This window comes from Streptomyces sp. NBC_00258 (assembly GCF_036182465.1).
Lineage (GTDB): Bacteria > Actinomycetota > Actinomycetes > Streptomycetales > Streptomycetaceae > Streptomyces.
Genome location: NZ_CP108081.1, coordinates 1,894,665 through 1,921,406 on the forward strand (window position 1 = coordinate 1,894,665; position 26,742 = coordinate 1,921,406).

23 protein-coding genes are annotated in these 26,742 nt (G+C 69.5%); 19 read left to right on the forward strand and 4 right to left on the reverse strand.

What is annotated here, in order from left to right; genetic code table 11:
* The first annotated feature begins 259 nt into the window (after positions 1–259).
* The 3 genes from OG718_RS08835 to OG718_RS08845 are packed head-to-tail and all read left to right on the forward strand — an operon-like array spanning position 260 to position 3,665.
* Positions 260–1,687, forward strand: coding sequence for a family 2B encapsulin nanocompartment shell protein (locus OG718_RS08835; RefSeq protein WP_328843823.1), 1,428 nt, complete (start codon positions 260–262; stop codon positions 1,685–1,687).
* Entirely contained in the window at positions 1,684–2,736 is a 1,053-nt protein-coding gene (locus OG718_RS08840) for a family 2 encapsulin nanocompartment cargo protein terpene cyclase (RefSeq protein ID WP_328843824.1), read from the forward strand. Before OG718_RS08835 ends, OG718_RS08840 begins: the two co-directional genes overlap by 4 nt.
* Positions 2,737–2,786: 50 nt before the next feature.
* Positions 2,787–3,665 (forward strand): geranyl diphosphate 2-C-methyltransferase, encoded by an 879-nt coding sequence (locus OG718_RS08845; RefSeq protein WP_328843825.1) that lies wholly within the window; start codon positions 2,787–2,789, stop codon positions 3,663–3,665.
* Positions 3,666–3,797: 132 nt separating this feature from the next.
* On the opposite strand, the gene OG718_RS08850 is transcribed toward OG718_RS08845, so the two are convergent.
* Both OG718_RS08850 and OG718_RS08855 read right to left on the reverse strand, forming a co-directional pair.
* The gene (locus tag OG718_RS08850) at positions 3,798–5,444 is read right to left on the reverse strand and encodes an ABC-F family ATP-binding cassette domain-containing protein (protein ID WP_328843826.1); all 1,647 of its coding nucleotides are present in this window, start codon (positions 5,442–5,444) and stop codon (positions 3,798–3,800) included.
* Between the two features lie 333 nt (positions 5,445–5,777).
* Positions 5,778–6,809, reverse strand: a complete 1,032-nt coding sequence (locus tag OG718_RS08855) for a LacI family DNA-binding transcriptional regulator (RefSeq protein ID WP_143641572.1) — start codon at positions 6,807–6,809, stop codon at positions 5,778–5,780.
* Between the two features lie 192 nt (positions 6,810–7,001).
* On the opposite strand from OG718_RS08855, the gene OG718_RS08860 reads away from it, so the two are divergent.
* The 12 genes from OG718_RS08860 (at position 7,002) to OG718_RS08915 (ending at position 20,344) form a co-directional block, all read left to right on the forward strand.
* A complete protein-coding gene (locus OG718_RS08860; protein ID WP_328843827.1) occupies positions 7,002–7,262 on the forward strand; it encodes a hypothetical protein in 261 nt (86 codons plus the stop codon).
* A 222-nt stretch (positions 7,263–7,484) separates the two neighbouring features.
* On the forward strand, positions 7,485–8,504 hold the full coding sequence (locus tag OG718_RS08865; RefSeq protein ID WP_189843091.1) for a sugar ABC transporter substrate-binding protein: 1,020 nt from the start codon (positions 7,485–7,487) through the stop codon (positions 8,502–8,504).
* 5 nt (positions 8,505–8,509) lie between these two features.
* Positions 8,510–9,583 carry an ABC transporter permease gene (locus OG718_RS08870; RefSeq protein ID WP_328843828.1) on the forward strand — a complete coding sequence of 358 codons (1,074 nt, stop codon included), beginning with the start codon at positions 8,510–8,512 and terminating at the stop codon, positions 9,581–9,583.
* 5 nt (positions 9,584–9,588) lie between these two features.
* Positions 9,589–10,512, forward strand: a complete 924-nt coding sequence (locus OG718_RS08875; protein ID WP_328843829.1) for an ATP-binding cassette domain-containing protein — start codon at positions 9,589–9,591, stop codon at positions 10,510–10,512.
* 134 nt (positions 10,513–10,646) lie between these two features.
* Positions 10,647–11,504: a sugar phosphate isomerase/epimerase family protein gene (locus OG718_RS08880; protein WP_306935913.1), complete on the forward strand. Its 858-nt coding sequence runs from the start codon at positions 10,647–10,649 to the stop codon at positions 11,502–11,504.
* A 342-nt stretch (positions 11,505–11,846) separates the two neighbouring features.
* Positions 11,847–12,821 carry a 5-dehydro-2-deoxygluconokinase gene (gene iolC, locus OG718_RS08885; protein WP_328843830.1) on the forward strand — a complete coding sequence of 325 codons (975 nt, stop codon included), beginning with the start codon at positions 11,847–11,849 and terminating at the stop codon, positions 12,819–12,821.
* Positions 12,822–12,825: 4 nt separating this feature from the next.
* Positions 12,826–13,698: a Cgl0159 family (beta/alpha)8-fold protein gene (locus OG718_RS08890; protein ID WP_328843831.1), complete on the forward strand. Its 873-nt coding sequence runs from the start codon at positions 12,826–12,828 to the stop codon at positions 13,696–13,698.
* The gene (gene iolB / locus OG718_RS08895; protein ID WP_328843832.1) at positions 13,695–14,588 is read left to right on the forward strand and encodes a 5-deoxy-glucuronate isomerase; all 894 of its coding nucleotides are present in this window, start codon (positions 13,695–13,697) and stop codon (positions 14,586–14,588) included. Before OG718_RS08890 ends, iolB begins: the two co-directional genes overlap by 4 nt.
* Positions 14,588–16,471 carry a 3D-(3,5/4)-trihydroxycyclohexane-1,2-dione acylhydrolase (decyclizing) gene (gene iolD, locus OG718_RS08900; protein ID WP_328843833.1) on the forward strand — a complete coding sequence of 628 codons (1,884 nt, stop codon included), beginning with the start codon at positions 14,588–14,590 and terminating at the stop codon, positions 16,469–16,471. Before iolB ends, iolD begins: the two co-directional genes overlap by 1 nt.
* A 29-nt stretch (positions 16,472–16,500) precedes the next feature.
* Positions 16,501–17,997: a CoA-acylating methylmalonate-semialdehyde dehydrogenase gene (locus OG718_RS08905; RefSeq protein ID WP_328843834.1), complete on the forward strand. Its 1,497-nt coding sequence runs from the start codon at positions 16,501–16,503 to the stop codon at positions 17,995–17,997.
* Between the two features lie 124 nt (positions 17,998–18,121).
* Positions 18,122–19,318, forward strand: coding sequence for a Gfo/Idh/MocA family protein (locus OG718_RS08910; protein ID WP_143641295.1), 1,197 nt, complete (start codon positions 18,122–18,124; stop codon positions 19,316–19,318).
* Between the two features lie 27 nt (positions 19,319–19,345).
* Positions 19,346–20,344, forward strand: coding sequence for a sugar phosphate isomerase/epimerase family protein (locus OG718_RS08915; RefSeq protein ID WP_328843835.1), 999 nt, complete (start codon positions 19,346–19,348; stop codon positions 20,342–20,344).
* A gap of 51 nt (positions 20,345–20,395) precedes the next feature.
* On the opposite strand, the gene OG718_RS08920 is transcribed toward OG718_RS08915, so the two are convergent.
* Positions 20,396–21,415: a 2-hydroxyacid dehydrogenase gene (locus tag OG718_RS08920; RefSeq protein WP_328843836.1), complete on the reverse strand. Its 1,020-nt coding sequence runs from the start codon at positions 21,413–21,415 to the stop codon at positions 20,396–20,398.
* 130 nt (positions 21,416–21,545) lie between these two features.
* On the reverse strand, positions 21,546–22,496 hold the full coding sequence (gene nac / locus OG718_RS08925) for a nitrogen assimilation transcriptional regulator NAC (RefSeq protein WP_328843837.1): 951 nt from the start codon (positions 22,494–22,496) through the stop codon (positions 21,546–21,548).
* Between the two features lie 309 nt (positions 22,497–22,805).
* On the opposite strand from nac, the gene OG718_RS08930 reads away from it, so the two are divergent.
* The 4 genes from OG718_RS08930 to OG718_RS08945 are packed head-to-tail and all read left to right on the forward strand — an operon-like array spanning position 22,806 to position 26,697.
* Positions 22,806–23,588: a LamB/YcsF family protein gene (locus OG718_RS08930; RefSeq protein WP_143641291.1), complete on the forward strand. Its 783-nt coding sequence runs from the start codon at positions 22,806–22,808 to the stop codon at positions 23,586–23,588.
* Between the two features lies 1 nt (position 23,589).
* Positions 23,590–24,345, forward strand: a complete 756-nt coding sequence (locus OG718_RS08935; protein ID WP_143641290.1) for a 5-oxoprolinase subunit B family protein — start codon at positions 23,590–23,592, stop codon at positions 24,343–24,345.
* The gene (locus OG718_RS08940) at positions 24,338–25,384 is read left to right on the forward strand and encodes a biotin-dependent carboxyltransferase family protein (protein ID WP_328843838.1); all 1,047 of its coding nucleotides are present in this window, start codon (positions 24,338–24,340) and stop codon (positions 25,382–25,384) included. The genes OG718_RS08935 and OG718_RS08940 overlap by 8 nt, the downstream gene beginning before the upstream one ends.
* A complete protein-coding gene (locus tag OG718_RS08945; RefSeq protein ID WP_143641288.1) occupies positions 25,381–26,697 on the forward strand; it encodes an MFS transporter in 1,317 nt (438 codons plus the stop codon). Before OG718_RS08940 ends, OG718_RS08945 begins: the two co-directional genes overlap by 4 nt.
* The last annotated feature ends 45 nt before the right edge of the window (positions 26,698–26,742 follow it).

A 26,742-nucleotide genomic window follows, 5' to 3' on the forward strand; every position in this document is an offset into this window, starting at 1 on the left:
CGGGGCGTGAACACGCCCCTTGCGCGCGGTTCCCGAGTGGCGGCCGGGGCTGTTTGGCTTTGACATGCAGCGCGTGCTGCCAAGTTGCCCGGACCTCTACGAGGGTGCCGTCCGGGCGTTTCCCACCACTCGGCCTCCCTGACCGCGGGTCAGGTCTGAGCCGCCCGCGCCCTTCCCGAGTCCCGATGCCCCCGACACCGCCCTGTTCAGCCATGTTCGTGCGCGTCCCCTCACGTCCGCTCATGCCTTGGGAGGAAATGTGTCTGCCCCGGAAAGCTCGCCCGAAAGCGCCGCCGGGCCCACCGACGAAGAACGCTTCACCAGCCTCAGCACCCAGGCGGCGCGTCAGCTCGCCACCACCACCAAGTCCGAACCACAGATGCAGGCCATCACCTCGCGATGGCTGCTCAAGATGCTGCCGTGGGTGGACATCAAGGGCGGCACCTACCGGGTGAACCGGCGACTCCAGCTCCGCGTCGGCCGGGGCCGGGTGCAGTTCGAGCAGAACGGCGCGGACGACATCAAGGTCATCCCCCAGACGCTGACCGAACTGCCCGCCCTCCGTGGCTACTCCGACGCCGAGGCCCTCAAGGAGATCTCGTCCCGATTCCGGGTGCGGGAGGTGCGTGCCGGCCAGGTCATCTTCGACGCGGGGCAGCCCGTCACGGAGGCCTACCTCGTCGTCCACGGCCGGTTCACCCGTTACACCACCGGAAAGTACGGCGAGGAGGAGGTCACCGGCGTCATCACGGACGGCGACGGAATGGGGGACGAGGCGATCGGCCAGGCCGACCCTCTGTGGCTCAGCTCGGTGCGGGCCGAGACCGCGGGCGTGGTCCTCGCCCTCAACTGGGACACCCTGAGGCAGTTCGTGGACCGCACCCCGTCCCTCGCCGCCCAGTTGGCCGCGTTCGCGGAGCAGCAGAGCAAACCCATGAACCGCAAGGGCGAGGCCGATGTCCCCGTACAGGCGGGCCATGTGGGCGAGCCGGTCCTCGCCGGCGGTTTCGTCGACTACGACCTCGTCCCTCGCGAGTACGAGCTGTCCCTCACCCAGACCGTGCTGCGTGTCCACACCAGGGTCGCCGACCTCTACAACCATCCGATGGACCAGACCGAGCAGCAACTGCGCCTGACCGTCGAGGAGATCCGCGAGCGCCAGGAGTGGGAGCTGGTCAACAACCGCGAGTTCGGCCTGCTGCACAACGTGGACTACGGCCAGCGCGTCAGTACGTACTCCGGGGCGCCCACGCCCGACGATCTCGACGAGCTGCTGTCGATGCGCCGCAAGACCCGGCTGTTCCTGGCCCATCCGAAGGCGATCTCCGCCTTCTTCCGGCAGTGCAACCGGCGCGGCCTGGTGCCCGGCACGGTGAACGTCGAGGGCCACGAGGTGCCCTCCTGGCGGGGTGTTCCGTTCTTTCCCTGCGGCAAGATCCCGATCAGTCCGCAGCACACCAGCAGCATCATCGCGCTGCGCACCGGAGAGAAGGACCAGGGAGTCGTCGGTCTGCACCAGACCGGCATTCCCGAGGAGTTCGAGCCCGGTCTGAACGTGCGGTTCATGGGCATCGACACCACCGCGATCATGAGCTATCTCGTCACCGCCTACTACTCGATGGCCATCCTCGTACCCGACGCCGCGGGGATCCTGGAGAACGTCCAGGTGGGGCGGACCGCGGAATGAGCGCACCGTCGGCTTCCGGTTCGCCGTCGCGGCTGCCCGGTCCGCCGAGCCTCGCCCGCCCGCCCCGGCGGGGCGGGGCGATCCCCGGGCTGCGGTACCGGCCCGTCGCCCCCGCCGACCCGGCCAAGTCCGCCGAGGTCGACCGAAGGCTGGAGGAGTGGGCGCATGGGCTGGACCTGTTCCCGGCGGCGTGGACGGGGGACTTCTCGGGGTTCCAGTTCGGCCGGGCGGTCGTCCTGCAGCATCCCGGCGCGGCCGACCTCGAACGCCTCACCTCGGCAGGCAAGTTGCTGCTCGCCGAGAACCTCGTCGACAACCTCTACTGCGAAGAGGACGAGGGCAAGGGCGGCTCACCACGCGGGCTGGGCGGCCGGCTGATCATGGCCCAGGCGGCACTCGATCCCTACCACGGCACTCCCGAGCTGGAGGAGGAGTGGCGTCGCGGCGTACGGGCCGACGGGCCGCTGCGCTCGTACAACTTCGCGCTGCGGGACTACGCCGTCTTCGCCACCCCCAGTCAGACCGACAGGTTCGTGCACGACATCGCCCGGCTGCACCTGGGCTACCTCGCCGAGGCCGCCTGGTCGGAGACCCGGTACGTGCCGAAGGTGTGGGAGTACCTGGTGATGCGGCAGTTCAACAACTTCCGGCCCTGTCTGTCGATCGTCGACGCCGTGGACGGCTACGAACTGCCCGAGGCCGTGTACGCGCGGCCCGAGATCCAGCGGATCACCGCTCTCGCGTGCAACGCCACCACGATCGTCAACGACCTGTACTCCTTCACCAAGGAGCTGGCCGGCGATCCGACCCACCTGAATCTGCCCCAGGTCATCGCCGCGAACGAACGGCGCGGGCTGAAGGCCGCCTATCTCAAGGCGGTCGAGATCCACAACAGGATCATGGCTGCGTTCGAGGAGGAGTCCGCGCTCCTGTCCGCCACCTCACCCCTGGTCGAGCGCTACGCACAGGGACTGTCCGACTGGGTGGCCGGCAACCACGAGTGGCACGCCACCAACACCCACCGCTACCACTTGCCCAACTACTGGTGAAGCGCGCGGAACTGACACATCGTCACACGCACCATCACGAGGAGTCACCGTTGACCACCGCCCCCCACGCACGCACCACGACAGCTCCGGTGCCGACCCAGTCCACGTACCAGAGCCGCGTCGCGGACTACTGGAACGCCGAGGAGAACCCGGTCAACCTCGAACTCGGCAGGCTCGACGACCTCTACCACCATCACTACGGCATCGGCGCCGCCGACCGGTCCGTGCTCGACGAGACCGAACCGGACCTGCGCCGGGAGCGGCTCACCGCCGAACTGCACCGTCTGGAGCAGGAACAGGCCGTGCTCCTCTCCACCCACCTCGGCCCCCTCTCCCCCACCGACCACGTCTTCGACGCCGGCTGCGGACGCGGCGGCGGCAGCGTCGTGGCGAACCTGCGGTACGACTGCCACGCCGACGGAGTCACCATCTCCGCCAAGCAGGCCGAGTTCGCCAACGCACAGGCCCGCAAGCGGGGCATCGACGACAAGGTCGCCTATCACCATCGGAACATGCTGGACACCGGCTTCCGGTCGGGCGCGTACGCGGCGTCCTGGAACAACGAGTCCACCATGTACGTGGAACTGGACCTGCTGTTCGCCGAGCACGCCAGGCTGCTGCGCCGCGGCGGACGCTACGTGACCATCACCGGCTGCTACAACGACGCCTACGGACGTGCCTCCCGTGAGGTGTCCCTCATCAACGCCCACTACATCTGCGACATCCACCCACGGTCGGAGTACTTCCGCGCGATGGCGCGGAACCGGCTGGTGCCCGTCCACGTACAGGACCTGACCGCCGACACCCTCCCCTACTGGGAACTCCGCAAGCAGGCCGACCACTTGGTCACGGGTATCGAGGACACGTTCCTGACCGCGTACAAGAACGGCAGCTTCCAGTACCTGCTGATCGCGGCCGACCGCGTCTGACGTATCCCCGAGGTACCACCGACGTACCACCGAGGAGTCGGCGCAGACCGGTCACCAGGACCGGTCTGCGCCGTGCCGTTGCCTGTGTCAGGACAACTGGGCTGTCAGGTTCGCGTACTCCGTCGGCTGCTCCTACACGCGAACAGCCTCAACGGGGAGGGTCAGCGACAGGTGTGGCCATGTGTGGATGTCGCGTTGCATCTGACGGTCGTGGGTGGCCAGGACGATGGCCGCCTCGGTGGTGTGGAGAGCGTCGGTCAGTTCGTCGACCAGGGCGATGGACAGGTGGTTGGTGGGCTCGTCCAGCAGCAGGACGTGCGGGCGGGCGGCGAGGGCCAGGGCGAGGTCGAGTCGACGCTGCTGTCCCATGGACAGCTCGGCCACGGCCTTGTTGGCGTCACGTGAGCTGAGCAGGCCCAGCGCGCCGAGCCCTGTCACCTCGCCGTCCTTGAGGACACCGGCGCTGACCAGTCGCGCGGTGTGTTGGTGGTAGAGGTCATGGGCCCGTCGGTACGTGGCTCGCGGTGACTCCTGTCCGAGCAGGTGCAGACGCAGCTTGCGCGAGCGGTGCAACCTGCCTGTGGTGGGGGCGAGTTGACCGGCCAGGACGGACAGGAGTGTGGACTTGCCCGCCCCGTTCGGCCCGGTGACCGCCAGTCGGTCGCCGGATGTCAGCGACAGGCCGGTCGGCCGGTGCAGCCGCCCGTCGACAGTCACCTCCTCCGCGCGCAGCAGGACGACACCCGGCCGGGCGGGCAGGTCGGGCAGGTGGAATCGCTGGGGCGGGACGGGGGCGGTGACCTTGTGCTGCTCCAGGTCCTCCTGGCGTCGGTGGACTGAGCGGACCAACGCACCGGCGCGGGTGGCTCGCTGGTGCTTGTCGGTGCCCTTGTCCGGGCGCCAGCCGGTGCTCAGGCGGTTCTGCGAATCGGACAGGGCCTGCTTGAGGCGGGTGAGTTCGGCCTGTTGCAGCTCGTACTCCGCCTCCCACCGGGCCAGTTCGGCCTCGCGGCCTTCGCGGTAGCCGGTGTACCCGCCGCCGTAGACGCGCGGGCAGCCGTCACGGGTGGGATCGAGGTCGAGGATCGTGGTGGCAACGTCCGACAGGAGCGCTCGATCGTGGCTGACCACGACGACACCGCCGGAGTGGGCGCGCAGCCTGGCGGTGAGGTACTCAAGACCCGCGAGGTCGAGGTGGTTGGTCGGCTCGTCAAGGAGCAGGAGGTCGTACTCGGCCCCCAGCAGACAGGCCAGCCGGATCCGGTAGCGCTGTCCGACGGAGAGGGTGGCGAGGAGACGGGTGCGGTCGCTGACGGCGCCGAGCCCCGCGAGGGCGACATCGACCCGGCGGTCGGCGTCCCAGGCATCCAGGGCCTGTGCCGCTTCCAGGGCGTCGGCGTAGTCCTGTTCGGCGCCGGGCCGCTCCTCGGCGAGGGCCGTCGCTGCGGCGTCCAGTTGCCGGACAGCGGCCCGAGCGTCGGCGAGGTGCTCGTCGACGATGTCGCCGACCGTCCGCTCGTCCTCGGCCGGCATCTCCTGCTCGGCCAGGGCCAGCGTGCCGACACGGTGCACGGTCCCCTCGTCGGGTGCCAGGGTGCCGGCGAGTACGTGCAGCAGGGTCGACTTGCCGCGTCCGTTCTCGCCGACGACGCCCCAGCGCGAACGCGGGGCGACCTTCATGTCGACCTGGTGCAGGACTGTGCGGCCACCGCGGTCGACGCGGACGTCCACGCAGGTCAGCTGGGCCCGATCGCGGGCAGGCAGGTTGAGACTGGTCACGTTGTTCTTCCTCCGGAAGGAGGCACACGTCACCCCTGGGTACGAGGGGTGGGAGCGAGCCTTGTCTGACGGACGGCCAGGCCCGGAACGGGGCGGGCCGCAGGCGACATCACGGCTCCCGGCGCCTCACAACTGTGGTGTGAGGCGCGGAGCCTGGGGCCCGGTCAGAGGTAGAGAACGTAACTCATGCATTCACGCTAACAACCCGCTGCACGTATCGCGACGGGTTTTCGCGCACGATGATCGGCTGCACCGTGGGGCGGGTCCGGCCGCCGGGCGGGAGCGGTCCTGCCCCCGGAGCCGGCCCAGGTGACGTCGGTCGGGCGAGGTCGGTCAGGCGGGCTCGGCCGTCGTGCCGCGTATGACGAGGTGCGGGGGAAGCACGACCTCGCGGGGCTCGGTGCGGCCATGGTCGAGGCGTTCGACGGCGGCGGCGACCGCGTGCCTCGCCTGCTCCTCGGCGTTCTGGCTGACGGTGGTCAGGTTGAAGCAGCTCAGCCGGGAGAGCGTGTCGTCGTCGTAGCCGGCCACGGACACCTGCCCGGGGACGGCGACGCCGGCTCGGGCCAGGGCTGCCAGGACACCGATGGCGGACTGGTCGTTGTAGGTGACGACAGCGGTGGGCAGGGCGTCGCCGTCGAGGAGCTTGCGGGCCGCGCGCTCGCCCGCCGCCTCCGTGTGGTCACCGTGCAGGACCCGGATGTGCGCGTCCAGGCCGTGGTGGCGCATGGCGGTGCGGTAGCCGCGGCGCCGGTCGGTGGCGATGACGCCCTTGCCGCCGTCGACGTACGTGATCGCACGGTGGCCGAGGCCCACCAGATGGTCCACGATCTGGCCCACTCCGTCGTCGTCCGCCGTGCGTACGACGTCCAGGGCGGCGTCGGCGATCCGGCGGCCGACGGCGATGACGGGGGACTTGCGGTCAAGGGCTGCGAGGGTGTCGGCGGGGACGGTCGGGCCGAGGAGGATCATGGCTTCGCTGCGGAAGGCCAGCAGCGTCTCGACGGCGGTGTGCTCGTCGCGGGTGCGGGTCTGGGTGCTGAGGACGAGGTCGTAGCCGACCGCCTCGGCTGCCGTGTGCAGGTGCTCGACCAGTTCGGCGTGGAAGGGGCGGTGGACGTCGACCATGACGCCGAGCAGCCGGGTGCGTCTGCTGGCCAGCAGGCTCGCGGTGCGGTCCACCTGATAGCCGAGGTCGGCGGCGGCCTTCAAGACCCGCTGACGGGTCCGCTCGCTGGGGCCGGACACACCGCGCAGGACGAGGGACACCGACGCCGTCGAAAGCCCCACCCTGGCGGCCACGTCCTCCAGCCGGGGACGCTTGCCCGTGCCGTTCCGGTCACGCGCGGAATCGACGTCATCCACTGATACCTCCCTGAGCAATCTCCCCGCGCAACACCCTTGACACGCTCACGAAACGAGCCGATAGTACCAGGACTTAAAGCGCTTTAAATTGTCCTGTTGTTCCAACGTAGTCAGCTCGGGAGCGCGGCACCCCACGGATCGCGCTCTCCGACTCCCCTGCCACAGCGCCTCGCGTGCCGGAGAGGAGCCTCAGTGAGGAAGCAGTCGATCGGAATCGGTGTCATCGACGCCGGCATGGCCGACCGCACTCGCCCGGGCGGCTACCGAACGGCCCCGGCCGTGCATGACACCGGGGTGCCCGAGAAACGCCCGGCCGCCGTCGACGCCCACAAGGCGCTCGGCCGCGGCACGGTCAGCCGCCACGGCTCCCCGCATGCCGGTACCGGGCGCGGCAACGCCTTACGAACCACGTTTCCGAAGCCTCCGCACGCTCTCCACCCGACAGGGCCGTGAAGGTCGAGTCCGGGGACCTCCAGGTCGACCGGATCGAGGGACTGAGTCCGGAAGCCGTCGGACCTCAGGCACCACCACGCGCCTCCGAGACCCGCCGAACCGGGTTCAGCCCGCTCTCCCCTCTCAACCGCGACCCTGACCGAGGCGCTCGCGACTACCCCGGCCCAACCAGTTGCCGCGGCTCCACCTTCCCTCCCAGATGCACAGTGAGGTGCACGTAGCATGAACCGCACATCCCTTCCCCGCTCCCGCAGAATCGTCCCCGCAGTGGCTGTGGCCGCCGCGGCCGCTCTGGTCCTCGCCGGCTGTTCCAGTGACTCCGGTGGCAAGAAGGCCGAGGAGGACTCGGGCGACGCGGCTGTCGGCAAGGCCGACACTCCCCGCATGACCATCGCGATGGTCACCCACGCGCCTCCCGGGGACACCTTCTGGGACATCATCCGCAAGGGCGCCCAGGCCGCCGCGGCCAAGGACAACGTCAAGCTCATCTACTCCAACAACGAGAACGCGTCGACGCAGGCCAGCCTCGTCCAGAACGCGATCGACCAGAAGGTCGACGGCATCGCGGTCACCCTGGCCAAGCCCGACGCCATGAAGGACGTCATCGCCAAGGCCCGCAAGGCGGGCATCCCGGTCGTCGGCCTCAACTCCGGCATGGATCAGTGGAAGGACCAGGGACTCCTGGAGTTCTTCGGCCAGGACGAGCTGGTCGCCGGTGAGGCCTTCGGCGAGAAGCTCAACGAGACCGGCGCCAAGAACAACGTCTGCGTCATCCAGGTCCAGGGCCACGTCGGCCTGGAGCAACGGTGTGCCGGTGTGAAGAAGACGTTCAAGGGCAAGACCACGAACCTGTACGTGAACGGCACGAACATGCCGTCCGTGAAGTCGACGATCAGCGCCAAGCTCAAGCAGGACACATCGATCGACACCGTGGTCACACTCGGCGCCCCGTTCGCGCTGACCGCCGTCCAGTCGGTGTCCGAATCCGGCAGCAAGGCCAAGGTGGCGACCTTCGACCTGAACAAGGAGATGGTCAGCGCCATCAAGAGCGGTGACGTCGAGTTCGCCGTCGACCAGCAGCCGTATCTGCAGGGTTACCTGTCCGTCGACTCGCTGTGGCTGTACAAGACCAACGGCAACTTCAGTGGCGGTGGCCAGGAGCCGGTGCTCACCGGCCCGGCGTTCGTCGACAAGTCCAACGTCGAAGCCATCGCGAAGTTCGCTGAGAAGGGCACTCGGTGACCCCAATGATCCAGGCAACGGCACCGGCGACGAGCTCCTCGTCGCCGGCTCCGCCGCCCGCCCCCAAGGACGGCCGGACCTCGGAACGCTCCCTGAGCCGCAGGCTGGCGGCCCGTCCCGAGATCGGCGCGCTCATCGCGGCGATCGCCGTGTACGTCTTCTTCTTCGCGGTCGCCTCCCCCTTCCGCGAGGCCGGTTCACTGGCCAACGTGCTCTACGAGTCGTCGGTGATGGGCATCATGGCCCTCCCGGTGGCCCTGTTGATGATCGGCGGGGAGTTCGACCTCTCCGCCGGCGTGGCCGTGACCACCTCGGCCCTGACGGCCAGCATGTGGAGCTTCCAGCTCTCCATGAATGTCTGGGTCGGCGTGGTCGTCGCGTTGGTGGTGTCGCTGGCGATCGGCGCGTTCAACGGCTACATGCTCGTACGCACCGGGCTGCCGTCGTTCCTGATCACGCTGGGATCGTTCCTGATCCTGCAGGGCGCCAACCTCGCCATCACGAAGATCTTCACCGGCAACGTCGCCACCGACTCCATCAGCGACATGGACGGCTTCGACCAGGCCAAGAAGGTCTTCGCCTCCGAGATCAGCATCGGCGACGTCGACGTCAAGATCACCGTCTTCTACTGGCTCGTTTTCGCCGCCGCCGCGACCTGGCTGCTGCTGCGCACCAAGTTCGGCAACTGGATCTTCGCCACCGGCGGCAACAAGGAATCCGCCCGCGCGGTCGGCGTCCCCGTCACCTTCACCAAGATCGCCCTGTTCATGGGCGTCGGCGCCGGCGCCTGGTTCGTCGGCATGCACATCCTGTTCTCGTTCAACACCGTCCAGTCCGGCGAGGGCGTCGGCAACGAATTCCTCTACATCATCGCCGCGGTCATCGGCGGCTGCCTGCTCACCGGCGGCTACGGCTCCGCCATCGGCCCCGTCATCGGCGCCTTCATCTTCGGCATGGTCTCCCAGGGCATCGTCTACGCCAACTGGAACCCCGACTGGTTCAAGGCCTTCCTCGGCGTCATGCTCCTGCTCGCCGCCCTCGTCAATCTGTGGGTCCGCCGCCAGGCCACCCGGAGGTAAAGCCCATGACCGACCACACCACCTCCCCCAACGGCGCCACGGTCAAGGACAAGCCCGACACCGCCGCCGAGCCGATCGTCGAGCTGAAGGGCGCGGGCAAGGCCTACGGCAACGTCCGCGCCCTGCACACCGTCGACCTGGCGGTATACCCCAGCCAGGTCACCTGCGTGCTGGGCGACAACGGCGCCGGCAAGTCCACCCTCATCAAAATCATCTCCGGACTGCACCAGCACACCGAGGGCGAATTCCTCATCGACGGCACACCGGTGCACCTCAGCACCCCGCGTGAAGCCCTCGACAAGGGCATCGCCACCGTCTACCAGGACCTCGCCACCGTGCCGCTGATGCCGGTGTGGCGGAACTTCTTCCTCGGCTCCGAGATGACCAAAGGCCCCTGGCCCGTCCGCCGCCTGGACATCGCGAAGATGAAGGCAACCGCGGACCAGGAACTGCGCAACATGGGCATCATCCTCGACGACCTCGACCAGCCCATCGGCACCCTCTCCGGCGGCCAGCGCCAGTCCGTGGCCATCGCCCGCGCCGTCTACTTCGGCGCCCGCGTCCTCATCCTCGACGAGCCCACCGCAGCCCTCGGCGTCAAACAGTCCGGCGTCGTCCTGAAGTACATCGCCGCCGCCCGCGACCGCGGCCTGGGCGTCATCTTCATCACCCACAACCCCCACCACGCCTACATGGTCGGCGACCACTTCAGCGTCCTGCGCCTGGGCACCATGGAACTCTCCGCCGCCCGCGCCGACGTCAGCCTCGAAGAACTCACCAACCACATGGCCGGCGGCGCCGAACTCGCCGCACTCAAACACGAACTGGCCCAAGTCCGCGGCGTCGACGTCGAAGAACTCCCCGAAGCCGAAGACCTCAAGACACCCACCACCACCTCTGCTTCCGCCTCCGCCGAAGGCAGAACCTGACAGCGGCGAACTCATCGGCTGCCGCCCGCAGCGCGAGGACCACTGGACCGCGGACCACCGCACCGAGGACCGCCGCGCCCAAGGCGCCCCGATCCAACGCTCCACCGCCCCTACCGACCCGAAGGCATTTCCTCATGAAGATCGCCCTCGATCCGTACATGATCCGCAGCACCCCACTGCTCGAACTACCCTCTGTGGTGGCCGAGTTGGGCTACGAGTGGATCGAGCTGTCCCCCCGCGAGGACTTCATCCCGTTCTTCCGCCATCCCCGTGTCGACGACGCGACCGTACGGAAGTTCCGCAAGGCCCTGGACGCAGCGGGCGTCGGCATCTCCTCGATGCTGCCCCTGTTCCGCTGGTCCGGGCCGGACGAGGACGACCGACAGGCCGCCGTACGGTACTGGAAGCGGTCCATCCAGATCGCCGCCGACCTCGGTGTGGACAGCATGATCTCCGAGTTCAACGGCCGCCCGGAGCAAGCCGACCGCAGCGAGGCGCAGTTCTGGAAGACCCTCGACGAACTCCTCCCGGTCTTCGAGCGCGAGGGCATTCACCTCGCCCTGGAACCGCACCCGGACGACTTCATCGAGAACGGCTACGACGCGGTCAACCTGATCCGGGGCATCAACCACCCCAACGTCACGTTCCTGTACTGCGCCCCGCACACCTTCCACATCGGCAACGACGCCCCCGGCATCATCCAGTACGCCGGCGACCTGCTGACCCACGTGCACCTCGCCGACGCCTTCGACCACACGGCGTCGTCCGGCAACCGGTACATCCTCAATCCGCCCGGCACCCCCGCGCGGATCCACCAGCACCTGGACATCGGGCAGGGCGAGGTCGACTTCGGCGAGCTCTTCCGGGAGCTGAAGGCGAACAACTTCGACGGCACGCTGACCGCCTGCGTGTTCGCGTGGGAGGAACGAGCCCACGAGTCCTCGCGGCTCATGCGCGAGAAGATCGACGGATACCTGGCCGCCGGGTCCTGACAGGCGCTGACGGGTCCTAATGGGCTCTGACGGGCCCAGCCCCCCGGCACCGTACGCGTGGTGGCTCTTCCCGACTCGGGCCTGACCTGCGGATCAGGCCCGAGTCACCGAGTCACCAGGCCTGCACACCGCGGATGAACCGGCGCACGGCGCCGGCCTCCGGCCCTCGCCACCGTCGTTTCTCATCGACCTCGCGGCGCGGCCATCAGGCCCGCGAAATCTCGTAGTAACAACCTATTGACAGGACATTTAAGCGAAGGCATCGTTCTCCGCTGTAGGCGCTTTTAAAGCGCTTTAAGTCCACCGTCCCCGGGGATCTCCGGAGCGAAGGGAAACCGCGTTATGCCGTTGGAAGTGCTGACCATGGGCCGCGTCGGAGTGGATGTGTATCCGCTCCAGACAGGCGTGGGACTGGCCGAGGTCACCTCGTTCGGCAAGTACCTGGGCGGCAGCCCGACCAACGTCGCCGTCGCCGCCGCCCGTTACGGGCACTCCGCGGCCGTGATCACCAAGACCGGCCGCGACCCGTTCGGGGACTTCGTCCGCACGGCCCTGGACGGCTACGGCGTCGACACCCGCTTCGTCGGTACGTCGGACATCGCGCCGACCCCGGTGACCTTCTGCGAGATCTTCCCGCCGGACGACTTCCCGCTCTACTTCTACCGCCTGCCGAAGGCTCCCGACCTGGACATCCGCTCCGACGAGCTCGACCTCGCGGCGGTGCGCGACGCCCGCGTCTTCTGGATCACCGGAACGGGACTGAGTGAGAACCCGAGCCGCCCGGCCACCCTCGCCGCCCTGGCACACCGGGCGAAGGCGGGGACGACGGTCTTCGACCTCGACTGGCGGCCGATGTTCTGGAAGGACCCGGCAGCGGCCCGTACGTACTACGCCGAGGCGCTGCGCCACACCACCGTCGCCGTGGGCAACCTCGACGAGTGCGAGGTCGCCACCGGTGAGCGCGAGCCGTACGCGGCCGCGAAGGCGCTGCTCGCCGCCGGGGTCGAACTCGCCGTGGTGAAGCAGGGACCCAAGGGCGTGCTCGCCATGAACCGGGACGGCTCGACCGCCGAGATCCCGCCGGTCCCGGTGGACGTGGTCAACGGCCTCGGCGCCGGAGACGCCTTCGGCGGCGCGCTCTGCCACGGACTGCTGTCCGGCTGGGACACCCGCCGCACGGTCGCCTTCGCCAACGCCGCCGGCGCCATCGTCGCGGGCCGGCTGTCCTGCTCCGACGCCATGCCGACCGAGGCCGAGGTCGACACCAAGCTCCGCGAGGTCTCGCTCGCCTCCAGCTCCACCGAACGAGAGGTGTGACGACGTGCTGTCCGACAACGTGAGCCGGATCGTGGAGGCCCGGGTCAGTGATCCCGGTGCCGTCGCGGCGGCCGCCGCGCGACGTGTGCGGGCCACCTCGCCGCTCGGCGGGCACGGCAAGGCGATGATCATCGCGGCGGACCATCCCGCGCGCGGTGCCAACGGCGTCGGCGACGATCCCACCGCCATGGCCGACCGCTTCAAGCTGCTGGACCGCCTGTGCGTCGCCCTGGAGCGGCCCGGCGTGACCGGTGTGCTGGCCACCGCGGACATCCTGGACGACCTGCTGCTGCTCGGCGTGCTCGACGGCAAGAGCGTCTTCGGCTCGATGAACCGGGCCGGGCTCGCGGGGTCGGTCTTCGAGATCGACGACCGCTTCACCGGCTACGACGCCGAGACGATCGCCGCGATGCGTTTCGACGGCGGCAAGATGCTCACCCGCATCGCCCTCCAGGACCCGGCGACGCCCTCCGTCCTGGAGAACACCGCCCGCGCGGTCGACGAGCTGAACGACCGTCAACTCATAGCACTGGTCGAGCCGTTCCTCTCCAGCTGGCAGGACGGCAGGGTCCGCAACGACCTCTCCACCGACGCCGTCATCAAGTCGGTCACCATCGCCTCGGGGCTCGGCCGCCGCAGTGCCTACACCTGGCTGAAGCTGCCGGTCGTGGAGGACATGGAGCGCGTCCTCTCCGCCTCCACCCTGCCTGCGCTCCTGCTGGGCGGTGAGGTCACCGACCCGGACGCGGCCTTCGCCTCCTGGGGCAAGGCCCTCAAGCAGCCCACCGCACAGGGCCTGGTCGTGGGCCGTTCCCTGCTCTACCCCGCAGGCGGCGACGTTGCCGGTGCGGTGGACCGGGCGGTGAGCCTCCTGTGAGCGACACGAGCAAGTACCACCTCCCCCACGGGACTTCGGCCGACGGTCCGTACGACCTCGTGGTCACGCCCGAGTCGGCGGGCTGGGGATACTCCGGCCTCAGGATCCTGACCCTGAGGCCGGGCGAGGCGCACGCCCTGTCCACCGGGGATTCCGAGTTCCTGGTCCTGCCGCTGACGGGCTCCTGCACCGTCACCACGGACGGCAAGGCCTTCGAACTCGCCGGACGGACAGGCGTGTTCGCCTCGGCCACCGACTTCGCGTATCTCCCGCGTGCGTCGGAATCCCTGATCAGCAGCGCGCAGGGAGGTCTGTTCGCGCTGCCCTCCGCCCGTACCGAGCGGGGAGGTCACTCGGCTCGGTACGGGCGCAAGGAGGACGTGCCCGTCGAGCTGCGCGGAGCCGGGAACTGCTCCCGCCAGGTCAACAACTACTGCCTGCCGGGCACGTTCGAGGCCGAGCAGCTGCTGGTGTGCGAGGTGCTCACCCCGGGCGGCAACTGGTCCTCGTACCCGCCGCACAAGCACGACGAGGTCCGCACGGACGACAGCGGCAACCCGGTCGAGTCCGAGCTGGAGGAGATCTACTACTTCCAGGTCGCGGGCGAGGGCGGCTTCGCCTACCAGCGGGTCTACGGCACACAGGCGCGGCCGATCGACGTGCTCGCCGAGGTCCGTTCCGGCGACACCGTCCTGATCCCGCACGGCTGGCACGGCCCGTCGATCGCCGCGCCCGGCTACGACCTGTACTACCTCAACGTCATGGCGGGCCCCGGCCAGCACCGCGCCTGGCTGATCTGCGACGACCCCGCCCACGGGTGGGTCCGCGGCACCTGGGAGTCCCAGGAGAGCGACCCCCGGCTGCCGTTCGGGGCCAAGGAGACCGAGTGATGGAAACGATCAGGCTCACCACCGCGCAGGCCCTCGTGCGCTTCCTGGCGAACCAGTACAGCGAGCGCGACGGCCAGGAGCAGCGGCTGATCCCCGGGGTCTGGGGCATCTTCGGGCACGGCAACGTGGCCGGTCTGGGCCAGGCGCTACTGCAGGCCGCCGTCACCCAAGAGGCAGACCTGCCCTACTACTTGGCCCGCAACGAGCAGGGCATGGTGCACGCGTCGGTGGCGTACGCGAAGATGCGCGACCGGCTGGCGACCTTCGCCTGCTCGGCGTCGACCGGACCCGGCTCCACGAACATGATCACCGGTGCGGCCCTGGCGACGACCAACCGGATCCCTGTCCTGCTGCTGCCCAGCGACATGTTCGCGACCCGTGCCGCCGACCCCGTCCTCCAGCAGCTGGAGGACACCCGCGGCGGGGACGTCACGGTCAACGACGCCTTCAGGGCCGTGTCCAAGTACTTCGACCGGATCTCCCGGCCCGAGCAGCTGATCCCCGCCGCTCTCGCGGCGATGCGGGTGCTCACCGACCCGGTCGAGACCGGCGCCGTCACGCTCTCGCTGCCCCAGGACGTCCAGGCCGAGGCTTACGACTGGCCTGTCTCCTTCTTCCGGCGCCGGGTCTGGCACGTGGGCCGCCCGGTACCGGAGCAGGCCGCCGTCGAGCGGGCCGCGCGTCTGTTGCGCGGTGCCCGCAGGCCGCTGATCGTGGCCGGCGGCGGTGCCGTCTACTCCGGCGCCGAGACCCAGTTGCGGGCCTTCGCCGAGGCCACCGGCATCCCGGTGGCGGACACCCACGCAGGCAAGGGCACGGTGCCCTGGGACCACCCCTACGCGGTCGGCGGCATCGGTTCGACCGGCTCGTACGCGGCGAACGAACTCGCGCGCGAGGCGGACGTCGTCCTCGGGATCGGCACCCGGTACTCCGACTTCACCACTGCCAGCCACACCGTCTTCGGCGACCCGGACGTCACGTTCGTCAACCTCAACGTGGCACGCCTGGACGCCGTGAAGCACTCGGCGGAACCGCTGGTGGCCGACGCCCGGCTCGGCATCCAGGCCCTCGCGGGCGCGCTGACGGACTGGGAGGTCGCCCCGGAGTACCGCGACCGCACACGCCAACTCATCGCCCGGACACGGGAGATCGAGGAGGAGTGCTTCGCGACCGACCGCAACACCGGTGAACTGCCCGCCCAGACCCAGATCCTGGGCGCGCTCAATGACGTCCTGGGCAACCGTGACGTCGTCATCAACGCGGCCGGCTCCATGCCCGGCGACCTGCAACAGCTGTGGCGGGCACGGGATCCGAAGGCCTACCACGTCGAGTACGCGTACTCCTGCATGGGCTACGAGGTCGCCGCCGGCGTCGGCACGAGGATGGCCGACCCGTCGCGCGAGGTCGTCGTACTCGTCGGCGACGGCTCGTATCTGATGATGGCTCAGGAGATCGTGACCATGGTCTCCGAGGGACTGAAGGTCATCATCGTCCTCGTCCAGAACCACGGCTTCGCCTCCATCGGCGCCCTGTCCGAGTCACTCGGCTCGCAGCGGTTCGGCACCAAGTACCGCTACCGCAACGGAGATTCGGGACAGCTCGACGGCGACGTACTCCCCGTCGACCTCGCCGCCAACGCCTCCTCGCTCGGTGCGGACGTACTGCACGCCACCTCCGTCGACAAGTTCCGTGCGGCGATGGAGAAGGCGAAGGCGGCCACCCGCACCACGGTCGTGCACGTCGAGACCGACCTGTACGGGCCGAACCCGCCCGGCCACGGCTGGTGGGACGTGCCGGTGAGCCAGACCTCCACCCTGGACTCCACCCGTGACGCGTACGAGACGTACGCCGCCCGCAAGCAGGCCCAGCGCCACTACCTGTAAGTCCCGTCCCCGCAAAGGAAACCCGCACCGTGAAGACCATCGAGCACTGGATCAACGGCTCCTCCGCCGCCGGGACCAGCCCGCAGACGGCCCCCGTGTTCAACCCGGCCACCGGCCAGGAGCAGGCCCGGGTCGCCCTGGGCTCGGCCGCCGACGTGGACATCGCCGTCACCGCCGCGGCGAAGGCCTTCGAGACCTGGTCCGAGTCGTCGCTCACCCAGCGCACCCAGGTCATGTTCGCCTTCCGGCAGCTCCTCGTGGAGCACGAGGAGGAGCTGGGCCGGATCATCTCCGCCGAGCACGGCAAGACGGTCGACGACGCGCGCGGCGAGATCACGCGCGGCCGGGAGGTCGTGGAGTACGCGTGCGGACTCGGCGACGTCCTGAAGGGGTCCTTCTCCGACCAGGTCTCGCGAGGTGTGGACGTGCACAACTTCCGCCAGCCGCTGGGCGTCGTCGCGGGCATCACGCCGTTCAACTTCCCGGCCATGGTGCCTCTTTGGATGCATCCGATCGCCATCGCGACGGGCAACACCTTCATCCTCAAGCCCAGCGAGCGCGACCCCTCCGCCGCGGTCTTCGTCGCCGAGCTGTACAAGAGGGCGGGGCTGCCCGACGGCGTCTTCAACGTCGTGCACGGCGGCAAGGACGCGGTCGACGCGATCCTCACCCACTCCGGCATCGAGGCCGTCTCCTTCGTCGGTTCGACGCCGATCGCCAGGTACGTCCACGAGACGGCCACTTCACACGGCAAGCGCGTCCAAGCGCTCGGCGGGGCCAAGAACCACGCCGTCGTCCTGCCCGACGCCGACCTGGAGTTCGCCGCGAACCACATCACGGCGGGCGCGTACGGCTCCGCCGGTGAGCGCTGCATGGCGGTGTCCGTCGCCGTCGCGGTCGGTGACGCGGCCGACGCCCTGGTCGAAGTCCTGGAGCGCAAGGCACGCGAGGTGAAGGTCGGTCCCGGTGACGCCGCCAGCACGGAGATGGGCCCGCTGGTCACCAAGGCCGCCCAGGAACGCGTCGAGAACGCCGTCGGTGTCGCCGACGGACAGGGCGCCGCCGTGGTCGTCGATGGTCGTGGCCTCAAGGTCGAAGGCCACGAGGACGGCTTCTTCACCGGGCCGTCCCTCCTCGACCACGTCACGACCGAGATGGACGCCTACAAGGAAGAGCTGTTCGGACCGGTCCTCGCCGTCGTCCGAGTCGACACCCTCGACGAGGCCATCGGCGTCATCAACGCCAACCCGTACGGCAACGGCACCGCCCTGTTCACCGGCTCCGGCGAAGCCGCGCGCCGCTTCCAGCGCAACGTCAAGGTCGGGATGATCGGCGTCAACGTGCCGGTGCCCGTGCCAATGTCGTACTACTCCTTCGGCGGGTGGAAGGACTCCCTGATCGGCGACTCCCCCATCCACGGCCCCGAGGGTGTCCGCTTCTACACCCGGCCCAAGGTCGTCACGACGCGTTGGCCGCAGCCCGCACAGCAGGTGACCGCCGGTTTCGACTTCCCCACTTCCAGCTGACGGTTCGCCCTTCCCGCAGGAGCACGACTTCCCCACGACAACTGCCAGGAGGTGGCCATGGACGTCAGGGACGACGCGACCGAGGCCCCCACACCAAGCACCACCAACGCGAAAGGCCCCCGCCATGACCACGTCCGCCAAACCCATCTCCGTCGCGGTGATCGGAGCCGGCATGGCCGGCCGCAGCCATGCGGCCGGCTACCGCAACGTCAACACGGTCTTCGGTGCCGGCCTGCCGCCGGTCCGCCTTGCCGCGATCGCCGACGCCAACGCCGAACTCGGCGAGGACGCCGCCCGCCGTTACGGGTACGAGAAGGCGCTCCCGAGCTGGGAGGCCGTCGTCGAGGACCCGACGATCGACGCGGTGAGCATCGTCGTGGGCAACGCCCTGCACCGCCCGATCGCGGAGGCGCTGGTCGCCGCGGGCAAGCACGTGCTGTGCGAGAAGCCGCTGGCCGGGTCGTTGGAGGACGCCCGTGCGATGGCCGAGTTGGAGCGCACCGCCGAGGTCGTGACCGCTGTCGGGTACACCTTCCGGCGTTCCCCGGGCATCGCGGCGATCCGCGAGCATGTCCGACGCGCCGAGCTGGGCGATCTCTCGCTGTTCAGCGGCCGGTACTGGTGCGACTACGCGACCGACCCGAAGGGGCCGCTGACCTGGCGGTTCAAGGGCGGCCCCGGTTCCGGTGCGCTCGGTGACGTCGGCTCGCACGTCATCGACGTCGCCGAGTACGTCGCCGGTCCCATCACCTCGGTCTCCGGTGCCTCGCTGTCGACGCAGATCCCCAAGCGGCCCCTGCCGCTGGGCGCTGTCGTCGGGCACAACGCCGCGCCGGTCTCCGACGAGTTCGGCGAGGTCGAGAACGAGGACACCGCGTCCTTCACCGCCCGCTTCGAGTCCGGGCTCGTGGGCACCTTCTCGGTGACGCGCACCGGCTTCGGCCTGCCCAACGGGCTCGCCTTCGACGTCCTCGGCCTCGGCGGCCGAGCCGCGTTCGACCAGCACAGGCCCGCCGAGTACCTCTTCGACGACGCCCAGCCCGAGGCCCGTACGCGCGGCGCCCGGCAGATCATCGCCGGTCCGCAGATGCCGTACTTCGCGGGCGGGGTCCCGATGGAGGCGCCCGGTGTGGGCGCCAGCAACGCCGACAACTTCACCTACCAGGCCCGTGCCTTCCTCGACCAGGTCGCGGGTGCCGCCGACCCGAGGCCGGCCTGTGCCACCTTCGCCGACGCACTGCGGACCATGGAGATCATCCGGGCCGTCGTCGAGTCGTCCCGGATCGGCGGTGCCGCCGTCACCGTTCCGCCCGCAGCCTGACCCCTCCCGCACAGAAGGAAGAGACACATGGCTCTCAAGCTCGGCGCCTACACCGCCTGTCTGCACGACCGGACGCTCCCCGAGGCCCTGGACATCCTCAAGGAGAACGGGCTGACCTCGGTGGAGGTCAACACCGGTGGCTTCATCCCCTCCCCGCACTGTCCCATCGACCTGCTGCTGTCCTCGGCCAAGGCGCGCGAGGAGTACCTGGCGACGTTCGCCGAGCGTGGGCTGGAGCTGACCGGGCTCAACTGCAACGGCAACCCGCTCAACCCGCTCCCGGGCGTCGGTCCCAAGCACGCCGACGATCTGCGCCGCACCATCCGGCTCGCGGGCCTGCTCGGTGTGAAGCACGTCGTCACGATGTCCGGCACCCCGGGCTCCGACCCCGACGCCAAGTACCCCTCCTGGGTCGTGAACCCGTGGGACGGCGTCTACATGGACGTCCTGGACTACCAGTGGGGCGTGGCCGTCGAGTTCTGGAAGCAGATCGACGCGCTGGCCCGGGAGAACGACGTCCGGGTCGCCATCGAGATGCACCCGCACAACGTGGTGTTCTCCCCGGTCACCCTGAAGCGGCTCGTCGACGAGACCGGTGCGACCAACGTCGGCGCGGAGATGGACCCCTCCCACCTGATGTGGCAGGGCATGGACATCGTCGCCTCCATCAAGTGGCTGGGCCCGCTGGTGTTCCACGCCGCCGCGAAGGACGCGACGCTCTGTGCCGGCGCCGACATCCGTGGCGTACTGGACACGTCGTTCACCCGCGTGCCCGCCGACGCGCCCGGCAAGGTGCCCACCGGCTACGGGTTCTGGTGCAACGCCTGGCCGGAGAACCCTGCGTGGAAGTTCGTCGCCGTCGGCAACGGCAACGACGTGCCGTACTGGACCGAGTTCCTGCGGGCCCTCGCGGAGATCGACCCGGACATGGCCGTGAACATCGAGCACGAGGACGCGGCCTACTCCCAGACCGAGGGACTCGCCCTGGCGGCCAAGAACCTGCACAGCGCGGCCGCCGCGCTCTGACCCACCCGCGGGTCTTGTTCCGACCGCCGCACGGGCCGATTCCGCCCCGCGTCACCTGGCCCCGCGCCCACCAACCGGGCGCGGGGCCTTGTCCTGTCCCGGGGTTGCCGCGCCGCCCGGGATCGGCGTGCGTGCCGGGCCCCCGGCGAGTACGTCCTGGATGTTGTCCACGGCGAGGTCCACCATGGCGGCCCGTGTGGCCTCGGTGGCGGAACCGATGTGCGGAAGAGTGACCGCATGGGGCTCGGCGACCAGCGGGGAGAGTTCCTGACCCATGGGTTCACGCTCGAAGACGTCGAGACCCGCCGAGTGGATGCTCCCGTCGCGCAGGGCCCGCAGCAGGGCGTCCTCGTCCACGACGCCGCCGCGCGAGGTGCTGACGAGGGTGGCGGTGGGCTTCATGGCCGCCAGTTCGGCGGCGCCTATGAGGTGACGCGTCTGCGGGGTGAGGGGGACGTGCAGCGAGACGACGTCGGCCTCGGCGAGCAGCGTGGGCAGGTCCACCGACGTGGAGAGGGCGTCGTCGGGTGCGTACGGGTCGTGGTGGATGACCCGCATCCCGAAGCCCTGGGACCGGCGGGCCACGGCCCGTCCGATCTGGCCGTAGCCGATCAGGCCGAGCGTGGCGCCGTGCACGTCCAGGCCCAGGTAGTCGTCCATCCGGAACAGACCCCACTGACCGGCGGCCAGTGAGTCGCGGGCGGCGCCGAGTCGCCTGCGGGCCATGAGGATGAGCGCGAACGTGAGGTCGGCGGTGGTCTCGGCGAGAACGCCGGGGGTGTGGGTGACCACGACGCCGCGCTCGGCGGCGGCGTCCCGGTCGACCGCGTCGTATCCCATGCTCGCCAGCGCGACGACCCGCAACGTGGGCCCGGCCGCGTCCAGCAGGGTGGCGTCCACCCGGTCGTTGCCCAGGGCCAGGATGGCGCTCGCGCCCTTCGCCAGTTCCGCCAGATCCCGCGGTTCGGGCTTGCTCGCGCCCGGCCACGCCACGACCTCGGCGTGGGACGCCAGGCGGGCGATGCCCCCGCCGGGGAGGGCGGCCCGGGTGGTGAGCACACGCTGCTTCATCTGCTTCTCCCGTGCTTGATCCGCGTTTCACGAAATCATTGACATCGATTCGATTCGTGAAGACGCTAGTCAGCACATTCCGGAGCAACAAATAGCCATTTTGCGTGACGTCATCGAAAATCGGGATGCATCAATCCGACAACTTCGAAGACTCCATAGACGTGTCCCCGAAGGCGACGCCCTCACCGAATTCCGTGATCAATTCATGGAAGAGGTCGTGCACGGCGTGCGCGGGTTCCGACAGAGGCTGATGGTCGGAGGTACAAAGGGACAGTTTCACCGTGATCGCCGGATTGACGATCCGGCGCACCACGAGATTCCGTACGTCGAGGGTCGCGCGCGCCGCGGACCAGGGCAGGACCGTCGCCCCGACGTCGGCGCCCACCGCGCTGATCAGGGTCAGGACGGACTCGATCTCGCCGACCACCCTGGGTTCGAGCGAGGCGTGGTGGAACGCGGCGTCGACGACCTGTCTGATGGTGTGGATGCGGCTGGGCAGCAGCAGCGGGACGCCGGCCAGCTCTTCGAGGGAGACGTCGCCTTCCCCGGAGGGCACCGACCCGCCCGGCGCGGCGATCAGGAACAGGTCCTCGGTGCGCAGCGGCTCGAACTGCACGCCCCGCAGCGGTCCGGCCCCGTAGATGAACGCCATGTCCATCCGGCCGGTCATGATCGCCTCGCTGATCACTCCGCCGAAGTTCTCGTTGATGTGCAGCAGGATGTCGGGGTAGCGCTCGCGCACGCTCCTGAGCAGGGGCAGCGCGAGCGCCGCGCCCATGCTGTACGGGGCGAGGCCCACCGACACGCTGCCCGCGGGGGCCCGCCCGGAGATGTCGACCGCCGCGTGGGCAAGGTCGATCTGGCGCAGGATGAGCTGCGCGTGCCGGTACAGCGCACGGCCGGCCTCCGTAGGAGCGACGCCTCGTTTGCTGCGGATCAGGAGCTGCTGCTTGAACTGGGCCTCCAGCGCCGAGAGCTGCTGACTGAGCGCGGGCTGCGCAATGTGCAGGATGTCCGCCGCACGCGTGATGCTCCCGGCATCCACGATCTTTACGAACGAGTAGAGACGCCTGGTGTCCATGTGCGGCCTTCCAGCGGGGGCGGAGCCTCATGGTAGGCGCGGTGCCGCCGGACGACCCTTGGCGCGTGTGCGCCACGTCATATCCAACGGTGATTACGTCACGCACAACATGTATTTGCCGCCTCCTCACGTTCGGACTACGTTCACCGAAACGCGATTTCCAGATCCCTCGACCGCATGGATCGCGTATCTCGCAGTAAATGTGACGGCCCCGTTAATTCCTCTTTTCGGGCGGCGCACGGGCCCCGCCCCAAGACCGCCGGAACGACAATACGGCGCCGCCTTTTCTTCTTCTGTCCGGAGGATGTCATGACGCACAGGGTTGATCTCGTGGCCGACCTCGGCGAGGGGTTCGGCGCCTACACGATGGGCGATGACGAGGCCCTGCTCGATGTGCTGACATCGGCGAACATCGCCTGTGGATTCCACGCGGGCGATCCGCGGATCATGGACGCCACGGTCCGCCACTGCGTGCGGCGCGGCGTGGCCGTGGGTGCGCATCCCAGCTTTCCCGATCTCGTCGGGTTCGGCCGCCGCGCGATGGATCTGACACCGGACGAGGTCCGCACCGACGTGCTCTACCAGGTCGGCGCGCTCCAGGCGTTCGCCGTGTCGCACGGCACCCGCGTACGGCACGTGGCGCCGCACGGCCGGCTCGGCAACCTGGTGGCGACCCGGCACGACTACGCGGTGGCCGTCGCGGACGCGGTCGCCTCCCTCGACCCGTCGCTGGTCGTCCTGGCCCAGGACGGCGAGCTCGCCGACGCCGCACGCGCCCGCGGCCTGCGGGTCGGCATCGTCGGGATCGCCGACCGTGCCTATCGCGACGACGGCACGCTGGTGCCGCGGAGCGAGCCCGGCGCGGTCATCCACGAGGAGAAGGAGATCGCCGAGCGGACGATCCGCATGGTGACCGAGGGCGTCATACGCAGCGTCGGCGGGCGTGACATCCCCGTCGACTGCGACACCGTGCTGCTGCACGGAGACACCCCGGGCGCGATCTCCCTCGCCCACCGCGTGCGCGAGGACCTGCTCCGCGCCGACGTCGAGATCACGGCTCTGGCCGAGGTACTCGAAGGCAAGGCCGCCTGACATGGACAGCGGCACGGGCATCGCGGAAAGCGCCGACACCTCGCACGGCAACGTCGTGATCGTGGACTGCGGCGACTCGGCCGTCGTGGCCAAGGCCGTCGGCATGGACACCGAGCGCGGCTGGCAGGTCGTGCACGCGCTGGCCGACGCGTTCGACGCGGTACGGCTCGCCGGGGTGCACGGCATTGTGCCCACGTACGACTCGCTGCTCGTCGAGTTCGACTGCGCCGACACCGATCACGACACGGTACGGCGCGTACTGCGGCACGAGGCGGACCGGCTCGGCGAGGGTCCGGTGACGCCGCCCGCGGCACGGCGTTTCGTCGTCCCGGTGGTCTACGGCGGCGAGTTCGGCCCCGATCTGCCCGTCGTCGCCGACCAGTTGGGGCTGAGCGAGCGGGAGGTCGTGGAGCTGCACTCCGCCGCGGACCTCACCGTCCGCTGCCTCGGCGCACCGGCCGGCGCACCCATGATGGACGGCCCGGCGTTCCCCCGGCCCGTCCCGAGACTGTCCTCGCCCCGCACACGGGTGCTGCCCGGCTCGGTCGCGGTGGCCGGGCGGCAGGCCGTGATCTGCCCGATGCCGTCGCCCGGCGGCTGGCCGCTGCTCGGCCGCACTCCCCTGCGTGTCCTGGAGGACCTCGACGCCGACCCGCTGACCGCGTACCGGCCCGGCGACACCTTCCGCTTCGTACCGATCACGCCCGAGCAGTGGGACGACCACGCGGGCCGCTCCCTGGCGGTGTCGCATGGCTGACACCCTGAACATCCTCCGGGCCGGTATGACGACCGTGCAGGATCTGGGCCGGTTCGGGCGCTCCCGCTACGGCCTGCCGGTCAACGGTGCGCTCGACCAGCACTCCGCCCGCGTCGCCAACGTGCTCTGCGGCAACGCCGAGGGAGCGCCGCTGCTGGAGATCACCGCCCTGGACTTCAGCTGCACACCGTCGACCGACGTACTCGTCGCGGTGACCGGCGCGCCCGCCGACCTGACCGTCGACGGCGTCGTACGGCCGCAGTGGGAGCCCCTCTCCGTACGGTCCGGCGAGACGATCGGCATCAGCGGCATCCGGAGCGGCATCCGGGTCTATCTGGCAGTGCTCGGCTCGGTGAACGCCCCTTCCATGCAAGGCAGTTGCGCCCCCGACACGATTCTTGGCTTCGGCCACCGGCTGCGCGACGGCGACGAGCTCGGCCTCCGGCAGCACTGCCCGCCCGTCGACCACCCCGAGTACCGCATCCCGCTGTTCCGGCTGCGGGCACCGGTGCCCCGCCTCCCCATGACGCGCATCCCGTCGCCCTGGACGATCGACGTGACCGACGGCCCCGACCTCGCCGAGTTCGGTGACACGGCGGACCGGCTGTTCGGGTCGGAGTTCACGGTGAGCCCGCAGAGCAACCACATCGGGCTGCGGATGGCCGGTGACGTGCCCCGGCGCGTCGCGACCGGCGAGGTGCTCTCGCGCGGTGTCCCGGTGGGAGCCGTCGAGGTCCCCGCGGGCGACGAGCTGCTCGTCCTGCACCGCGGCCGCGGCGTCACCGCCGGCTATCCGGTGCTGGCCGTCGTGACCGCGACCGGCCTCTCCGCGCTCGGCCAGGTCGGACCGGGCCACTCCGTCCGGTTCCGACGCCGGACCGTCGCCGAGGCGGTGGCCGCCCACCGCTCCCAGCGAAGCGCCGTCCACGCCCTCCAGAACCGGGTGCGCACCGTCTTCGACGCCCTGTGCATCCCCCGAGCCCCGCACGCACCGTCCCCGTCTCCCCGTAACCTGCCAGCAGACAGGAGAACGTCATGAGTACCGTGGCCGCTCAGCCGGTGCCGAACACCGTAGATCCGAAAACCGCGCGAAAAGTCACCCTCGCCGGGTGCGTCGGCATCTTCGCCGAGCTCTACGACAACGGAATCTTCGGCTTCATGGCGGGCACCCTGGCCGTCGTGTTCTTCCCGAACGCGGACAACGCGACCGCCGTCCAGTTCGTCTTCCTCGGCTACGCCGTCTCGTTCTTCTTCCGCCCGCTCGGCGGGATCATCTGCGGCCACCTCGGCGACCGCATCGGCCGCCAGCGAATGCTCGTCTTCGTCATCATGCTGATCAGCGTCGCGACCGCGGCGATCGGCGTCCTGCCGACGTACGCGAGCATCGGCATCGCGGCCCCCGCCCTGCTGATCCTGCTGCGTGTCGCGCAGGGCTTCTCGGTCGGCGGCGAGGCGTCCGGCGCGATGAGCTTCCTCGCCGAACACGCCCCCGAGGGCAAGCGCGGCCTCTACACGAGCTACGCCCAGATCGCCTCGTTCCTCTCCCTGCTCACCGGCACACTGATCGCCGCGGCCATGACCAGCGGCCTCGGCCAGGACCGTATGGAGTCGTGGGGCTGGCGCATCCCGTTCCTGCTCGCCGTGCCGCTCGGCATCACCGGCATCTACATCCGCAAGCGGATCAGCGACACACCCAACTTCAACCGCCTCAAGGAAGAGGGAGGCCTGTCGAAGAACCCGCTCAAGGAGGCCTTCTCATCCTCGGAGCACCGCCGGGCGATGCTGCTCGCCCTGTTCATCCCCCTCATGAACGGCTCCGGTTACTACGTCCTGTTCAGCTACATGCCGACCTTCATGAACACCGAGCTCAACTTCAGCAAGGTGCAGGGCCTGCTCGTCACCGCGACCAGCCTGGTGGCCATCTCGATCGCCATCCCGTACATGGGCGGCCTCTCCGACCGCATCGGCCGCAAGAAGGTCCTCGCGGGCGCCGCTGTCGCCATGGCCGTCGCCGGCATTCCCTGTTACCTGCTCATCGGCACCGGCAGTGTCCCGCTCGCCATCCTGGGCGCCTGCGTCATGGCGGTCATCTTCGCCGGTCACACCGGCGTCATCCACGTCCTGCTCGTCGAACTCTTCCCCACCCGGGTGCGCTACTCGGCCTACGGGCTCGGCTACAACGTCTCGGCCGCCCTCTTCGGCGGTACCGCTCCCCTGCTGATGACCTACCTCATCGACAAGACGGGCAACGTCAACATGCCCGCGTTCTACGCGGTCGTCACCGCACTGGGCACGCTCATCGCCGTGTCCCGGGTCAAGGACAGGGCGCACCTGCCGCTGCGCGACGCGTAACCAGGCAGGTCACCTTCACCCCCCACCGTCTTTCACCCCCCACCT

Bases quoted from the DNA above. Each gene is read 5' to 3' on its own strand.
- OG718_RS08840 (WP_328843824.1), top strand. From the start codon at position 1,684: ATGAGCGCACCGTCGGCTTCCGGTTCGCCGTCGCGGCTGCCCGGTCCG.
- OG718_RS08865 (WP_189843091.1), top strand. From the start codon at position 7,485: ATGAACCGCACATCCCTTCCCCGCTCCCGCAGAATCGTCCCCGCAGTG.
- OG718_RS08870 (WP_328843828.1), top strand. From the start codon at position 8,510: ATGATCCAGGCAACGGCACCGGCGACGAGCTCCTCGTCGCCGGCTCCG.
- OG718_RS08875 (WP_328843829.1), top strand. From the start codon at position 9,589: ATGACCGACCACACCACCTCCCCCAACGGCGCCACGGTCAAGGACAAG.
- OG718_RS08880 (WP_306935913.1), top strand. From the start codon at position 10,647: ATGAAGATCGCCCTCGATCCGTACATGATCCGCAGCACCCCACTGCTC.
- iolC (WP_328843830.1), top strand. From the start codon at position 11,847: ATGCCGTTGGAAGTGCTGACCATGGGCCGCGTCGGAGTGGATGTGTAT.
- iolD (WP_328843833.1), top strand. From the start codon at position 14,588: ATGGAAACGATCAGGCTCACCACCGCGCAGGCCCTCGTGCGCTTCCTG.
- OG718_RS08910 (WP_143641295.1), top strand. From the start codon at position 18,122: ATGACCACGTCCGCCAAACCCATCTCCGTCGCGGTGATCGGAGCCGGC.
- OG718_RS08915 (WP_328843835.1), top strand. From the start codon at position 19,346: ATGGCTCTCAAGCTCGGCGCCTACACCGCCTGTCTGCACGACCGGACG.
- OG718_RS08920 (WP_328843836.1), bottom strand. From the start codon at position 21,415: ATGAAGCAGCGTGTGCTCACCACCCGGGCCGCCCTCCCCGGCGGGGGC.
- nac (WP_328843837.1), bottom strand. From the start codon at position 22,496: ATGGACACCAGGCGTCTCTACTCGTTCGTAAAGATCGTGGATGCCGGG.
- OG718_RS08930 (WP_143641291.1), top strand. From the start codon at position 22,806: ATGACGCACAGGGTTGATCTCGTGGCCGACCTCGGCGAGGGGTTCGGC.
- OG718_RS08935 (WP_143641290.1), top strand. From the start codon at position 23,590: ATGGACAGCGGCACGGGCATCGCGGAAAGCGCCGACACCTCGCACGGC.
- OG718_RS08940 (WP_328843838.1), top strand. From the start codon at position 24,338: ATGGCTGACACCCTGAACATCCTCCGGGCCGGTATGACGACCGTGCAG.
- OG718_RS08945 (WP_143641288.1), top strand. From the start codon at position 25,381: ATGAGTACCGTGGCCGCTCAGCCGGTGCCGAACACCGTAGATCCGAAA.